Source organism: Bacillus sp. RC251, from assembly GCF_044908765.1.
Lineage (GTDB): Bacteria > Bacillota > Bacilli > Bacillales > Bacillaceae_G > Bacillus_A > Bacillus_A wiedmannii.
On the sequence record NZ_JBIYDP010000002.1, the window covers coordinates 401,548 to 416,335 of the forward strand.

At 36.3% G+C, this 14,788-nt stretch carries 21 protein-coding genes; 18 read left to right on the forward strand and 3 right to left on the reverse strand.

Translation table 11 applies throughout. The annotated features are described in order from the left end of the window. Window positions 1–22 precede the first annotated feature (22 nt). The 14 genes from dacF to ABH961_RS12115 all read left to right on the forward strand — a co-directional run bounded on the left by dacF (window position 23) and on the right by ABH961_RS12115 (window position 10,644). Window positions 23–1,213 (forward strand): serine-type D-Ala-D-Ala carboxypeptidase DacF, encoded by a 1,191-nt coding sequence (dacF, locus tag ABH961_RS12050; protein WP_000831992.1) that lies wholly within the window; start codon window positions 23–25, stop codon window positions 1,211–1,213. Window positions 1,214–1,383: 170 nt separating this feature from the next. Further along, a complete protein-coding gene (gene spoIIAA / locus ABH961_RS12055; RefSeq protein WP_000059133.1) occupies window positions 1,384–1,734 on the forward strand; it encodes an anti-sigma F factor antagonist in 351 nt (116 codons plus the stop codon). After that, window positions 1,735–2,175 carry an anti-sigma F factor gene (gene spoIIAB, locus ABH961_RS12060; protein WP_048546248.1) on the forward strand — a complete coding sequence of 147 codons (441 nt, stop codon included), beginning with the start codon at window positions 1,735–1,737 and terminating at the stop codon, window positions 2,173–2,175. A gap of 12 nt (window positions 2,176–2,187) precedes the next feature. Continuing rightward, window positions 2,188–2,946 (forward strand): RNA polymerase sporulation sigma factor SigF, encoded by a 759-nt coding sequence (gene sigF / locus ABH961_RS12065; RefSeq protein ID WP_000350733.1) that lies wholly within the window; start codon window positions 2,188–2,190, stop codon window positions 2,944–2,946. 136 nt (window positions 2,947–3,082) lie between these two features. Continuing rightward, window positions 3,083–4,609 (forward strand): sodium-dependent transporter, encoded by a 1,527-nt coding sequence (locus ABH961_RS12070; RefSeq protein ID WP_000450092.1) that lies wholly within the window; start codon window positions 3,083–3,085, stop codon window positions 4,607–4,609. After that, the gene (locus tag ABH961_RS12075; RefSeq protein ID WP_000016829.1) at window positions 4,609–4,707 is read left to right on the forward strand and encodes a methionine/alanine import family NSS transporter small subunit; all 99 of its coding nucleotides are present in this window, start codon (window positions 4,609–4,611) and stop codon (window positions 4,705–4,707) included. Before ABH961_RS12070 ends, ABH961_RS12075 begins: the two co-directional genes overlap by 1 nt. 116 nt (window positions 4,708–4,823) lie before the next feature. Next, window positions 4,824–5,444, forward strand: a complete 621-nt coding sequence (gene spoVAA / locus ABH961_RS12080; RefSeq protein ID WP_048546245.1) for a stage V sporulation protein SpoVAA — start codon at window positions 4,824–4,826, stop codon at window positions 5,442–5,444. Further along, window positions 5,437–5,853 carry a stage V sporulation protein SpoVAB gene (spoVAB, locus tag ABH961_RS12085; protein WP_048546243.1) on the forward strand — a complete coding sequence of 139 codons (417 nt, stop codon included), beginning with the start codon at window positions 5,437–5,439 and terminating at the stop codon, window positions 5,851–5,853. Before spoVAA ends, spoVAB begins: the two co-directional genes overlap by 8 nt. A gap of 14 nt (window positions 5,854–5,867) precedes the next feature. Continuing rightward, the gene (gene spoVAC / locus ABH961_RS12090) at window positions 5,868–6,326 is read left to right on the forward strand and encodes a stage V sporulation protein AC (protein WP_000147730.1); all 459 of its coding nucleotides are present in this window, start codon (window positions 5,868–5,870) and stop codon (window positions 6,324–6,326) included. A gap of 13 nt (window positions 6,327–6,339) precedes the next feature. Further along, on the forward strand, window positions 6,340–7,356 hold the full coding sequence (gene spoVAD / locus ABH961_RS12095) for a stage V sporulation protein AD (protein WP_404519441.1): 1,017 nt from the start codon (window positions 6,340–6,342) through the stop codon (window positions 7,354–7,356). A 3-nt stretch (window positions 7,357–7,359) separates the two neighbouring features. Next, on the forward strand, window positions 7,360–7,710 hold the full coding sequence (spoVAE, locus tag ABH961_RS12100) for a stage V sporulation protein AE (protein ID WP_000345909.1): 351 nt from the start codon (window positions 7,360–7,362) through the stop codon (window positions 7,708–7,710). A gap of 5 nt (window positions 7,711–7,715) precedes the next feature. Further along, complete coding sequence (gene spoVAEA, locus ABH961_RS12105; protein WP_001254416.1) at window positions 7,716–8,285, forward strand: stage V sporulation protein SpoVABEA; 570 nt, start codon at window positions 7,716–7,718, stop codon at window positions 8,283–8,285. Further along, a complete protein-coding gene (gene spoVAF, locus ABH961_RS12110; protein WP_048546238.1) occupies window positions 8,272–9,744 on the forward strand; it encodes a spore germination protein SpoVAF in 1,473 nt (490 codons plus the stop codon). The genes spoVAEA and spoVAF overlap by 14 nt, the downstream gene beginning before the upstream one ends. Window positions 9,745–9,840: 96 nt before the next feature. Further along, window positions 9,841–10,644: a Cof-type HAD-IIB family hydrolase gene (locus ABH961_RS12115; protein WP_048546236.1), complete on the forward strand. Its 804-nt coding sequence runs from the start codon at window positions 9,841–9,843 to the stop codon at window positions 10,642–10,644. Window positions 10,645–10,675: 31 nt separating this feature from the next. On the opposite strand, the gene ABH961_RS12120 is transcribed toward ABH961_RS12115, so the two are convergent. Next, a complete protein-coding gene (locus ABH961_RS12120) occupies window positions 10,676–11,542 on the reverse strand; it encodes a DUF1002 domain-containing protein (protein WP_000850509.1) in 867 nt (288 codons plus the stop codon). Between the two features lie 187 nt (window positions 11,543–11,729). Here ABH961_RS12120 and ABH961_RS12125 point away from each other — a divergent pair, with 187 nt between their 5' ends. The 3 genes from ABH961_RS12125 to ribT all read left to right on the forward strand — a co-directional run bounded on the left by ABH961_RS12125 (window position 11,730) and on the right by ribT (window position 13,003). After that, complete coding sequence (locus ABH961_RS12125) at window positions 11,730–12,167, forward strand: peptidylprolyl isomerase (protein WP_000853789.1); 438 nt, start codon at window positions 11,730–11,732, stop codon at window positions 12,165–12,167. Between the two features lie 217 nt (window positions 12,168–12,384). Continuing rightward, a complete protein-coding gene (locus ABH961_RS12130; RefSeq protein WP_098076564.1) occupies window positions 12,385–12,567 on the forward strand; it encodes a hypothetical protein in 183 nt (60 codons plus the stop codon). 67 nt (window positions 12,568–12,634) lie between these two features. Next, a complete protein-coding gene (ribT, locus tag ABH961_RS12135) occupies window positions 12,635–13,003 on the forward strand; it encodes a GNAT family N-acetyltransferase RibT (protein ID WP_000908397.1) in 369 nt (122 codons plus the stop codon). A 20-nt stretch (window positions 13,004–13,023) separates the two neighbouring features. Here the strand turns inward: ribT and ABH961_RS12140 are convergent, their stop codons facing one another. Continuing rightward, window positions 13,024–13,542, reverse strand: a complete 519-nt coding sequence (locus ABH961_RS12140) for a DUF309 domain-containing protein (protein ID WP_000283580.1) — start codon at window positions 13,540–13,542, stop codon at window positions 13,024–13,026. Between the two features lie 97 nt (window positions 13,543–13,639). After that, a complete protein-coding gene (locus tag ABH961_RS12145; RefSeq protein WP_000510194.1) occupies window positions 13,640–13,735 on the reverse strand; it encodes a YjcZ family sporulation protein in 96 nt (31 codons plus the stop codon). 169 nt (window positions 13,736–13,904) lie between these two features. On the opposite strand from ABH961_RS12145, the gene scpA reads away from it, so the two are divergent. Then, complete coding sequence (gene scpA, locus ABH961_RS12150) at window positions 13,905–14,648, forward strand: segregation/condensation protein A (RefSeq protein ID WP_001199757.1); 744 nt, start codon at window positions 13,905–13,907, stop codon at window positions 14,646–14,648. Window positions 14,649–14,788 lie beyond the last annotated feature (140 nt).

Consider the following 14,788-nt stretch of genomic DNA (forward strand, 5'->3'; position numbering starts at 1 on the left):
GATATAGAATGGAGGGTTAGTCATGAAGCGAGTTTTTGGAATACTTGTTTGTTTCATGTTATTGCTTTCTGGTACTTCAGTTAGTTTCGCACAATCTGAGAAGACGAAGCAGGAAAAAACAGAAGAAACAACGCCGAAGTTAGCGGAACAAGCGTCATCAGCAATTGTAATTGAACAAGATACAGGTAAAGTTTTGTTTGATAAAAATCCAAATGAGAAGTTACCACCTGCTAGTATGACGAAGATTATGACAATGCTATTAATTATGGAACAAGTTGAAAAAGGAAAACTAAAACTGACCGATAAAGTTAGAGCAAGTGAGCATGCAGCTTCAATGGGTGGATCACAAATCTTTTTAGAGCCTGGAGAAGAGATGACTGTAAATGAAATGCTAAAAGGTATTGCTATTGCATCTGGAAATGATGCGTCTGTTGCAGTAGCGGAGCATATCGCGGGTTCAGAAGAAGGTTTTGTAAATATGATGAACAAAAAAGCGAAAGATTTAGGACTGAAAAATACTCATTTTCAAAATCCAACAGGTCTTCCGGCTAAAGACCATTATTCCACAGCAAATGATATGGCTATAATGGCAAAAGAATTGATGAAGTACCCACTTATTCGCAAATATACAGGTAAATACGAAGACTATTTACGAGAAGATACGGATAAGAAGTTTTGGCTCGTGAATACGAATAAGTTAGTACGTTTTTATCCTGGAGTAGATGGTGTGAAAACGGGCTTTACGACAGAAGCAAAATATTGTTTAACAGCATCGGCTGAAAAAAATGGCATGCGTGTTATTTCAGTTGTTATGGGAGCACCTACATCGAAAGAACGGAATAATCAAGTAACAAAGCTTCTTGACTATGCATTTGGACAATATATGACAAAGAAATTGTATACACGTGGCGAAAAAATTAAGACTGTACAAGTAGGAAAAGGGAAAAAAGAAAAAGTAGATTTAGTTGCGTCAGACAATGTGTCTCTTCTTATGAAGAAGGGCGAAAATATGGACAAAGTAAAGCAAGAAGTAATTGCTGAAAAGAAAGTGAAAGCGCCGATTAAAAAAGGTGACGCGCTTGGTACACTTGTTATTAAAAAAGATAAAGATGTTTTATTAAAACAAACAATTGTAGCAAAAGAAGATGTTGCTGCAGCGAGCTGGTGGGAGTTATTTAAAAGAAGTTTTGGGATGTTTTCAACATCAAAATAGCGGCAAACATTTTGCCGCTTTTCTATTCGTATGAAAGTAAATAATTGCCGAATGTTTTCACTTTATGGCGAAATAGTTCTTCTTTTGTCAGCAGGAAGGATTCTTATGTTGTATCACGAAAATCTTTATGTATGTAAATGAGTAAAGTTTGAGCATAAGGAGGAAATCGTGTGAGTCTTTCCATGCAATTAGAAGTAAAGCGTGACGTCCTATGTGTGAGACTAGCGGGTGAATTAGATCATCATACTGCTGAAGAGTTGCGAACGAAAGTAACAGATATGATTGAGACACATGGTGTTCATCATATTGTTTTGAGCCTAGAGAACTTATCGTTTATGGATAGTTCTGGTTTAGGTGTTATATTAGGCCGATATAAGCATGTAAAGGGATTAGGTGGAGAAATGGTTGTTTGTGCAATTTCACCGCCTGTTAAGCGTTTATTTGAAATGTCGGGCTTATTTAAAATTGTTCGCTTAGAAGAAAGTGAAGCGCATGCGCTCGCGACGTTGGGGGTGGCATAAATGAGAAATGAAATGAACCTTCAATTTTCAGCATTAAGTCAAAATGAATCATTCGCTCGCGTTACAGTAGCTGCTTTCATTGCGCAACTAGATCCAACGATGGAAGAACTTACGGAGATTAAAACAGTTGTGTCAGAAGCAGTTACGAATGCAATTATTCATGGATACGATGGAAATGCAGAAGGTGTTGTTTATATTTCTGTAATTTTGGAAGAAGCAATGGTGAAACTCACGATTCGAGATGAAGGGATTGGCATCTTTGATTTAGATGAAGCAAGACAACCCCTTTTTACAACTAAACCTGAATTAGAGCGTTCCGGAATGGGATTTACTATCATGGAAAATTTTATGGATGAAGTAGAAGTTATTTCAAACGAATCTTTCGGGACAACAATCCATTTGACAAAATACTTATCAAATAGTAACGCTCTATGCAATTAAGGAGAATAGCCTATGGACATAGAGGTCAAAAATGAGAAGAAGAAACCTCAGTTAAAGGACCACGAGCTAAAAGCGTTAATTCAACAAAGTCAAGATGGAGATCAACAAGCGAGAGATACAATCGTTCAAAGTAATATGCGTCTCGTATGGTCGGTTGTGCAGCGTTTTCTTAATCGAGGATACGAACCAGACGATTTATTTCAAATTGGATGTATTGGGCTCTTAAAATCGGTAGATAAATTTGATTTATCTTTCGACGTGAAATTTTCAACATATGCAGTTCCAATGATTATTGGAGAAATACAACGATTTTTACGTGATGATGGATCAGTGAAAGTAAGTAGATCTTTAAAAGAAACAGGAAATAAAATTCGAAAGATGAGAGACGAGCTTTCGAAAGAATTCGGAAGGGCACCAACGATTAACGAAGTAGCCGAAGCGTTAGAACTAACGCCAGAAGAAGTGGTTCTGGCGCAAGAAGCGAGTCGTGCTCCTTCATCCATACATGAAACGGTGTATGAAAACGATGGAGATCCAATCACTATTTTAGATCAAATTGCTGATCAATCTGAAACGAAATGGTTTGATAAAATTGCTTTAAAAGAAGCAATTAGAGAATTAGATGATCGAGAACGTTTAATTGTATATTTACGCTACTATAAAGACCAAACCCAATCAGAAGTAGCGGAGCGCATAGGTATTTCGCAAGTACAAGTTTCAAGACTTGAAAAGAAAATATTAAAACAGATGAAAGATCGAATAGATGAGTAGCTATCTATTCGATTTTTTTATGACTTTAATTTAGTAGGGATTGTAAACTTTCGTAAAAATTAACAGAATTTATTGATAATTTAGTAAATTTAAAATATAATCCAAGTATGAACTTGTCACAAAGGGGGAAGGAAGTATGGAAACGAGGCAACAATGGGGAACGAGGGCCGGATTCATTTTCGCAGCGGTCGGCTCTGCCGTTGGATTAGGAAACATATGGCGTTTTCCTTATACAGCGTATGAAAATGGGGGAGGCGCATTCTTTTTACCGTACTTATTCGCATTATTAACGACTGGTATTTCATTATTGGCGTTTGAATTTGCTCTTGGGCATCGTCATCGTGGTTCAGCGCCACTTACATTCTTCCGTATTAGTCCGCGTGCTGAATTTATCGGATGGTGGCAAATGTGTGTAACGTTTATCGTTTCAACATATTATGCAGTAATTATTGCTTGGTCTATTTCCTATACGTACTTTGCAATTACTGGAGCATGGGGGAAAGACACGCAATCATTTTTATTTAAAGAGTATTTGCATGTTGCAGATAAGCCTGGACAGTTTGGAGGGCTCGTACCGGAAGTATTAATTCCATTAGCTCTCGTTTGGATTATCGTGCTCGGTGTAGCATTTAAAGGAGTTAAAAAAGGAATTGAAGTTGTTAATCGTATTTTCATCCCTTTATTAGTTGTTATGTTCCTTATTATCGTAGTTCGTGCAGTGACGATGGAAGGTGCAATGCAAGGGTTGGATGCATTCTTCAAACCAGATTGGAGTCGTATTTTTGATGGGAAAGTATGGCTTGCTGCTTATGGTCAAATTTTCTTTAGCTTATCTTTAGCATTTGGAATTATGATTACGTATTCTAGTTATTTACCGAAAAACTCAGATACAACAAATAATGCCTTTATTACTGGCTTTGCAAACTCAGGATTTGAATTGTTAGCTGGGATTGGGGTTTTTGCAGCTCTTGGATTTATGGCAAATAATATGGGAGTACCAGTTGATAAAGTAGCAAGTGCTGGTGTAGGACTTGCGTTCGTAGTATTCCCGCAAATCATTAATGAGTTACCGATGTCACCGTTATTTGGCGTATTATTTTTCTTATCATTAACGGTTGCTGGAATTACATCCCTCATTTCACTTGCGGAAGTATGTTTTGCTGCCGTATCTGAAAAATTCAGCTTAAGTCGCCAAAAAACAATTGGAATTATGGGGACGCTTCTCGTACTAGTTTCTCTTGTTTTTGCAACACGTGGCGGGCTTATGTTCCTAGATGTTGTTGATTATTTCGCTAATAACTTCGGATTAATTTCAATTGCATTAGCGGAAGTGGTTACGATAGGGCTCATTCTACGCCGTTTACCAGTTTACCAAAATCATGCAAACTTCGTATCTGATATTAAGTTAGGGACGTTTTGGAGAGTAAGTTTACTCGTTATTACCCCGCTTATGTTAGGGTACATGTTAATTGATGGCACAATCCAAAATATTAAAAAGAACTACGGAGATTATCCAACGGAGTTTGTCGTAACATATGGTTGGTCAATTGCAGCAGCTTTCCTTATCGTTGCATTAATCATTAGTATAAAGAAATGGAATGCACAAATACATTCAGATTCTGCTAAGCTTGAAAAAGAATGGAAAGATCGGGGTGTTTCATAATGAGCGGATCAGCGATTATGATGATGGTGATTGGTATGGTAGTCATTTGGGGAGGACTCGCATTAAGTATTGCAAATTTATTTAAGAAAAAGGCATAAACTAAAAAACATCTGTACCGAAACGGTACAGATGTTTTTTTATGAAAAAATTGTATTAGAAAAAAAATCAATAACCATACTACAACTACGAGGAAGAGTGAAGAGGTGAATAGAAATTGGAACAAACAATTTATATTAAAATGCGTAATCGATTAAAAGTTTCTCCTACGTATGAAGTGAAACTACGTGATGTCGCTCAACTTGCCGGAGATACTGTGGTAGTTGAGTCGTTACAGGATGAGGTAGTTTACAAAATAACAGCGCATGATAAGACGCATGTTGTAATTGATGTTATGAAAATTATTGAGATTATTAGGCGAAAAGCGGCTCATATACAAATTAATTTACTCGGTTCTGGACAAACTCTTGTTGAAATTATATATGAAAAAAAGAAAGTACATCCGGTTTTCTTCGGACTTGTATGGTTGTTACTTTTTATTGGAGCTGCTCTTGCGATCATTTATTTCCATGAAGATGTAAGCATGCAACAAGTGCACCAGCGGTTATATTACATGATTACGGGAGAATTTAAGGCGCAGCCACTGCTATTTCAAATTCCTTATTCAGTAGGTCTTGGGTTAGGTATGGTCTTATTTTTTAATCATGTATTTCAAAAGCGAATTAATGAAGAGCCGAGTCCGTTAGAAGTGGAGATGTTCCAATATCAGCAGTCACTTGACCAATATGTAATTGTTCATGAAAACAAGGACAATATGAAACAACTTGCCGATGATTGAGTCTGGGCTTGTTATTTTAATTGGTTTAGCGGGAGGAATTGCAGTGGGTAGCGGATATGTCGCATTTTTAGCTGTACTTGGTATAATCCCCCGTCTAGCTCAATTAACGAGAAGTGGAAAGCACATTCAATATTTTGAGTGGGCAGTTATTGCAGGTACGTTAACAGGAGCTTGGTGTAGTTTGAAAAACATTACATTTCAAACGTCGCAATATTGGCTTGTTATATTAGGAATATTTTGTGGCACATTCATTGGAATGCTTGCAGCCGCATTAACAGAAGTGTTAAATGTTTTACCTATTTTAGCGAAACGAGTAGGGATAGAAGGGAAAATCGTTGTTTTACTCGTTGCTCTTGTACTTGGCAAAGTAATAGGCTCATTGTTTCACTGGATTTATTTCGTAAAGTAGGAGGCAGTATATAAATGACAGGGCGAAAACTAAAGGATGATTACATAAATAAAGTGAAGGAGTACCATCCAAAACCAAACTATTTCCTAAATTGTGTCAAGGCATTTCTTGTAGGTGGATTCATTTGTACTGTCGGAGAAGTATTGATGAAATTTTATATACATTATTTTCATTTCAGTGAACAAGAGGCAGGAAATCCGACAGTTGCAACGCTTGTATTATTATCGGCGATTTTAACAGGTTGTGGTGTATATGATAAAATCGGTCAATTTGCTGGAGCGGGATCGGCCGTACCTGTTACGGGATTTGCAAATTCTATGGCGAGCGCTGCGCTAGAACATAAGAGTGAAGGAATTGTGCTTGGGGTTGCTACAAATATGTTTAAGCTAGCGGGAAGTGTTATCGTTTTTGGGGTCGTTGGTGCATACGTTATTGGATTAATAAGATATACTTTTAACATTTTTATGTCTTAAAGGAGGGGCTAGTATGAGGTTGACCGGAAAACAAACGTGGGTATTTCAAAATGATATTTATGTGAATGCAACCGGTACTGCTGTCGGTCCAAAAGAAGCTGAGGGCCCTCTTGGGAAGGATTTTGATATTTCATATGATGATTTACATTGCGGAGAGGAAAACTGGGAACTTGCTGAACGAAGATTAATGTCAGATTCAATTCAACAAGTCTTGCAAAAAGGAAATGTAAAAACATCACAAATTGATTTCTTTTTAGCGGGTGATTTATTAAATCAAACAGTGACAGCAAATTATGTTGCGCGTAAGTGGGGGATTCCCTTTTTAGGGATGTTTAGCGCTTGTGCAACCTCGATGGAGACTTTAGCTGTTGGAGCAGCCTTTATAGATGGTGGATTCGCAAATCGTGTTTTAGCGACGGTAAGTAGTCATAATGCAACGGCTGAAAGACAGTTCCGTTATCCAACAGAGTATGGGGGACAAAAACCAGGAACAGCAAATTCCACTGTTACAGGTGCGGGATCCATATTAATTAGTAAAGAAAAAAGTGCTATTAAAATTACGGCAGCTACGATTGGAAAAGTGCAAGATTTAGGGATTGCGAATCCTTTAGATATGGGGTCGGCGATGGCACCTGCTGCTGCTCATACAATTCAACAACACTTTGAAGATTTGAAGAGAAGTGCAGCAGATTATGATTTGATTGTTACCGGTGATTTATCAGCTATTGGGACACCAATAGCAAAACAACTGTTACTGGAAGAAGGTTATGATCTTGGGCATATATATAATGATTGCGGATTAATGATTTATGATCCCGGTCAAGAAGAAGTATTTGCCGGTGGTAGTGGTTGTGCTTGTTCAGCTGTTGTCACATATGGTCATTTATTAAGTGAGATGCAAAAAGGGAACTTACAACGAATTTTTGTCGTTGCTACTGGCGCGTTATTAAGTCCGACGATGATGCAGCAGAAAGAAACCATTCCAACAATTGCACATGGTGTCGTATTTGAGAGAGTGAAGGGAGAGTGAATTGTGGATTTTATATATGCATTTCTTGTAGGAGGCGCCATTTGTGTAATTGGACAGGTATTGTTAGATTTCGCAAAGTTAACACCAGCCCATTTAATGGCTACCTTTGTAGTTATAGGAGCAGTTTTAGATGGATTCGGATTGTACGATAAGCTTATAAAGTTTGCTGGTGCTGGTGCGACAGTTCCTATTACAAGTTTTGGACATTCACTATTACATGGGGCAATGCATGCGGCAGAAAAACACGGATATATTGGGATTGGTATGGGTATGTTTAGTTTAACATCTGCAGGCATTTCTGCAGCGATATTATTTTCATTTTTTGTAGCACTTATATGTAAACCGAAAGGATAAATTAAATGAGACGAAGGGTTGTTTTGGTCACAGATGGAGATGAATATGCAAAGCGAACAATTGAGCTTTTAACGAAGGAATTTGGGGGAAGGTGTATTTCAGCATCACAAAGTAATCCAACCAAATTGACAGGGAAGAAAGTTGTTGAGCTTATTATGCAAACGCCATATGACCCTGTATTTGTCATGTTTGATGACAGTGGATTTATTGGAGAAGGATCTGGTGAAAAGGCTTTAAAATATGTAGCCACACATAAACAAATTGATGTACTGGGGATTTTGGCAGTAGCGTCTAATACACATCATTGGGAATGGGCACGTGTAGATGTCAGTGTAGATCGAAACGGGAATTTAACCGAATACGGTGTTGATAAATTTGGACTTCCAGATGGTGAAATTGGCAGAATTAGCGGAGATACAATTTATTGTTTAGATGATCTGAATGTTCCTGTCATTGTGGGAGTTGGTGATATCGGTAAGATGTGTGGAAACGATGAATGGGAGAGAGGATCACCTATTACTAGAAAAGCGATTCAATTAATTTTGGAAAGGAGTGGTTTTTATGACGAAGCCTAAAAAAGTGGATATCCCTATTTCATCTTTCATAAGTGATAATGAAAATTACTTAAAGCAAACAGCTGGACTGGGTGTTACATACGACGTTGGCATCCGTAAATTTCAAATTTTAAATAAAGAAATTGGTGTGTTATTTGTAAACGGGCTTTGTGATACAAATTATATTATCCCTATTTTAGAAGAAGCGGTGGATACAAATGAGATAAGGGATGTAGAAGAAGATACAGTGAAGCTTTTAGAGAATCGTTTAATCCATCAACAAGTAAGCAAAGTGAAAACGATGGATGAGGTAATGCTCCAAGTATTATCAGGACTTATCGTTATATTTGTGGAAGGTGAAACGGAAGCGTTCGCAATAGATGTTCGCAGCTATCCAGGACGAACACCGACAGAACCTGATACTGAAAAAGTAGTACGCGGTGCGAGGGATGGATTTGTTGAAAATATCGTTGTAAATACAGCGTTAATTCGTAGGAGAATTCGAGATCCACGTCTTCGAAATGAAATGATTCGAGTAGGAGATAGATCTCAAACTGATATTTGTATTACATATGTTCAAGATGTTGCAAATCCAGATTTAGTAAAGATTATAAAGCAAGAATTAAATAACATTGATGTCGATGGAATTACGATGGCGGATAAAACAGTGGAAGAATTTGTTGTAAAGCAAAGCTATAATCCATTCCCGCTTATTCGATATACAGAAAGACCGGATGTAGCGGCGAATCATTTATTAGAAGGACATGTGTTAGTACTAGTTGATACATCACCGAGTGCTATGATTACTCCAACAACATATTTCCACCATTTACAGCATGCGGAAGAGTTTAGACAAAATCCAGCTGTCGGTACATTTTTACGTTGGGTACGCTTTTTAGGTGTCTTATTCTCCTTATTTTTACTACCATTTTGGTTAGTGTTTGTATTTGATCCAACTCTTTTACCAGAAAACCTTGCTTTCATTGGACCGACTAAGATGACACATTTACCAATTCTATTACAGGTGTTGATGGCCGAAATTGGACTTGAGTTTTTAAGGATGGCAGCCATTCATACGCCAACGCCGTTATCTTCTGCTGCAGGGTTAATTTCCGCTATATTAATTGGTCAAATAGCAATCGATGTAGGTTTGTTTGTACCAGAAGTTATTTTGTATGTAGCAGTTTCTATGATCGGTGCATATGCAACACCGAGTTATGAATTAGGATTAGGAAATAAAGTTGGAAAATTGTTTGTTATTATTTTAACAGGTCTCTTCCATGAGATGGGATTTGTAATTGGTATGACGATATTGATTTTATTTTTAACGTCTATAAAAAGTTTACAAACGCCTTATTTATGGCCGTTTTTACCATTTGATTGGGGTGCATTAACAAAAATTCTACTTCGCCCGACGATGTCTAGTTTAAAAGTACGACCAAGTATTGTAAGACCTCAAAATGTAAAAAGACAAAAATAAACGGGATTATACACCCGTTTATTTTTTTAGCAAAAATTTATTGTTTTTTAACAAAAATCAAACATTTTTTGTGTACACTTAGAGTAGATATTGTGTATGGAAGGGGAAGAGGACATGATTAAATTATTTGTAAGTGATTTAGATGATACGCTCGTTTACAATGTGAATCATATGCAAAAAGAAGATGAACGTGCACTTTGTTGGTTAGCTGAAAAAGGGACAAATATTTGTTTTGCCTCTGGCCGCTTTACTCATCGAATTGATGAAGTCGTAAATAGGTTTGCATTCCCGTATTACACAACTAGTTTAAATGGAGCAACGATGTTACTGCCGGATGGAAAAATATTTCATGAATCAAGTTTTGAAGATGGGATTGCCCAGGAAATATATCGATATATCCATAAAAAGGGACTAGCAGATATTGTTTGTGCAAATGAGCAACGGTATACAAAAAGAAAGAATGAACATCATCATACTTTTGAAACGTATATGGGCGTGCATATTGCTGAGATAGAAGCATTAGAAGAGGAATTTGGTAAGACTGTACATCCTGCGAAATTGTTTGTTTTTGGGGAAGAAGAGACAATTGCAGCATTAGATCAAGAGTTACGAGATACATTTCAGAGCGAAGCGGAAGTTTTTATGTCTGGTAAACGCTATGTTGACATTATGCCAAGGGGAGTAAGTAAAGGGAGTGCTTTAAGGCGACTAATGGAACATTTACAAATTGAAGCAAATGAAGTTGCATGTATTGGAGATTCTTTCAATGATATTTCTATGTTTGAAGTAACTCCGCATTCATTTACTCTACATCATGCTCATCCATATGTGAAGAATAAGGCAAATTATATTGTTCGTTCGGTCGAAGAAGCTGTTATGAAATTGCCATTACTTGTATAAAAAAAGAAACTCGTCACTGACGAGCTTCTTTTTACTTGAATAACGATTTAACAAAATCAATGATACTTGAGAAGAAATCTTTAACTTTATCTAGGAAACCTTGCCCTTCTTCAGATCCTAAAAAGGCAGAAACATGTTCTTTTGCTTTATTTAACTGACTGCCAACTTGATTCCAATCGATATTAAGATTTTTCATTTTATCAAATAGCGCAACTAAGTTATCTAACTGTTCATCCGTTAATGTAATACCAAGTTGATCCGCAATTTTTTTAATTAATGAACGTAAATCTTCAGTCGTTTTTGGCTGTTCTTTGGCAATTTCTTCTTTAATTTTTGCAACAAGTTGAACTGCTTTTTCTTCACCAATTTTATCGCCGAGCTGGGCTGTTTGCACCATTTCTTCATTGGCTACTTTTTTTACTTCCTCAGGAATTGCTTTGTTCGATGTTGTTTCATAGGCTTTCATTAAACCGGTTAAAGCAGCAGTTCCTGAAACTTTAAATGGTGCAGTAATTTGAATTTCTGCATCTTTCACACCTGCTGTAATAAGTGCGTTTGTGTACATTGCATCTGTTATCGAATTAATGTTTTTTGAACGTACAATGAGACCAGAACCTGGCTTTGTGTATGTAATCATAGAAGAGGAAATTGCTCTCGTACCAATTTGGGCTTTTGGAACAATCCCTTCTAGAAATTTATGTTCTTCCGCATTAGACACAGTAATGATTGTAGCATCTTTTGGTGCTTTCATTTCTTTTAACAGATCTTGTTTTTGTTGTTCAGACAAGTTTTCTCCTAGTGTAACAATTGATTCTCCTTCGATGATGTCTGCAAACGAAGCTGTTGGCATCATAAATACCGTTACAGCCAATAGCAGAGCTAGTAATTTCGTTTTCACGAAAAATCGCTCCCTTTCTCTTTCTAAAATTTTCGGGCAACACAGTTATTATAGTATATATTTCTTATTTGTCACCTAGCTTTTTCCACATTTCGAAAAAGAAGTATCTAGATTGTCGGATTCTTTTTGTTTCTAGTCATGAATGTGGTAATATAGTGCTGAGATAGTTGAAAGGAGACATATACGTATGAAAACTTTAGGATACATATTAATGGAAAATGGTGAAAAAATCGAGTTAGAATTTTTCCCAGAAGAGGCACCAAAAACAGTAGAAAACTTTAAAAAACTAGCAGAGCAAGGATTTTATGATGGTGTGACATTCCACCGCGTTATTCCTGGATTCGTAAGCCAAGGTGGAGATCCAACAGGAACAGGTGCAGGTGGCCCAGGTTACTCTATCCCATGTGAAACTGATGGAAATCCTCATAGACACCTTGTAGGTTCACTTTCTATGGCTCATGCTGGCCGTAATACAGGCGGTAGCCAATTCTTTGTTGTTCATGAGCCACAACCGCATTTAGATGGTGTACATACTGTATTCGGTAAAGCAACAAGCGGTATTGAAACAGTATTAAACATGCGTCAAGGCGATGTAATGAAAGAAGTTAAAGTTTGGGAAGAATAAGTTAATGGGAAAAGAGAGCTATGGCTCTCTTTTTGTTTTTTAATAGGAATGGGTATTTCGTTTGCAGTACATGATACAAGTAGTACTGTTATTGTAGCGAAAATATGGCGCTTATAAGAACAAAATTTTAACAAATTACATAGAATACATTAGATTTCATGTTTCAATAAATATTTTTATTACATTAATTTTGCTAGAATTCATTTGCTCCCAGGTGATGAATATTGAAGTGGTAATGAGCGATGGATGTTTCTTTTTACTTTCATATAACAGCGTTTCTTTGTTAATCTACTTAGAAAAAATAGTACTGAAACATATATTTGACTTTCTTCTTTTCGCTTTGTATGATTATCAAGTTGTTTTAGGCCCTTCTCACTCTGTTGAAAATATTGTAAAATGAATGTGATATGAAAAGAGTGGTTGAGGGGATTAATAGTTTGTAACTTTTGTAAGAAGGGATAAGGGTTATGTTAATTCGTTTTAAAAAAAGTTATGAAAAGATTGCAATGGGGCTTCTTTCATTTATGCCAACTGAAAAAGATGTGAAAACATTACAATTGACTATGAAAGATTATGAAGCAAAGGATGATTGGCAATTGTATTTGTGGAAACAAAACGAAGATTTTGTTGGGATAATGGGGATTGTAAAAAAAGAGAATCAAGTGTTGGAAATTCAGCATCTGAGTGTGAACCCGTCTCATCGTCATATGGGTATTGGGACGAAGATGGTTCAAGAGTTAAAGAGTAAATTTCTTGAGTTTACAATTTGCGGAAATGAGCAAACAGCAAGTTTTTGCAAAAAGTGTAAAGGGCTAGAACAAAATATACATTCGTGAAAGCAGAGATAAGTGGTTTATTATCTCTGCTTTCTTTTTTGTAATTGTTCGTTTCGTTCAGCGATGACCTCTGTTCGATCACGTAATGTGTGCTTATGTATTATATATTCATTAGAAGTAGCATTCACGTCTTTCCAAGGAAGGTTTTGTTTCTGACATAATTCCATGCAGTGCTTTTCTAATGCTGTATCCGATAATGGTAAAAATAACGGTGTAAAACTCTCTTCTTTCTGTATAGATTGCAATCTATCCTGGAGTAAGCATAGAAGTTGTGTCTGATTTATTCCTAAACGTAGTAAAGGTGCACTGTTTATTTCTAAAATCTTTATGGCGCTTTTCATCATTTTCTCTGCGCCATTCCAGTTAGAGCGTCTTTGATGGTATAAAGAAACTGCAATTTGAATAAGACCGACTAAATAATTATCACGATTTTCTCTCGGTTTTGTTTTCCAATATTCTTCCAGTATCTCGTGGCATTCAAAATAATCATAATCTCCGTGAAAATGAATTAAAAATTGGATGTATTCGGTAGGATACATTTTCTTCACCCCTGTTTAACGGTTATAAATACAAGTTTATCATAGAAATATAAACAATAAACGACTAGGGAATTTTCCCTAGCCGTTATTGTTCATATTAGCAGAAGCAAGCTGCCCCTACAATAATTAGTAAAATAAACAATACAACAAGTAATGCGAACCCACCGCTAAAACCGCAATCAACGTGACCCATAGTTTTTTGACCTCCTACATTGTTCTTACTACACTGTTATCATATGAAGCGGTGGGCATGATGACATAGGCATAGGTCTATTTTTAATTAAATTTCTTAAAAAGGTTGGATAGAACATGAGTATGCTCTATACTTATGTTGTTATAGAAAAAATGTGGTGGGATGCTTTGTGCAGTATAATTTTAAAGTAGAGGCTTTTGAAGGGCCTTTAGATTTATTGTTACATTTAATACATCGTTATGAAATTGACATATATAATATTCCTGTAGCGGAAATTACAGAGCAATATTTATCTTATGTTCATACGATGAAAGAACTACAATTAGATGTTGCAAGTGAGTATTTAGTAATGGCTGCGACTTTATTACAAATTAAAAGTAAAATGTTGTTGCCGAAACATGAAGAAGATGTACTTGATAACGGTGATGACTTTATAGATGATCCTCGTCAAGAATTGATGGAGAGGTTAATTGAATATAAGAAATATAAGCAAGTTGCTACTGAGCTAAAAGAAAGAGAACAAGAAAGAGCACAGCTATATACACGTCCGCCAATTGATTTTACATCGTTGCAACAAGAAGAGGAGACAAACTTGCCTCTTGATGTTACGTTATATGATATGCTAGCGGCATTTCAAAAATTAATGCGCCGTAAAAAAGCAAAAAAACCTGTAACAACACGTATTACTCGTCAAGAAATACCAATTGAAAAGCGCATGATTGATATTTTAAAACAGTTAGAAATACAAGGTGGTCGTCAAAGTTTTTATGATTTGTTTGTTGATGATGAACGGGAAATAATGGTTGTAACATTTTTAGCGGTTCTTGAGCTTATGAAAAATCAACAAATCATAATTGAACAGGAACATAATTTTGATGAAATTTTCGTATCAAGCTCTACTAAATCTGCATAGAGTTAGTATGGAAAATGGGATGGAAATAATATATCTCATGCTAGGTTTGAATGTATCGTTTGGAACAAGAGAAAAAATATTGAACCGAACGCATTGATTGTGATTCGGTTTTTTGATGTGTATTTTTATGGAGAAAATTG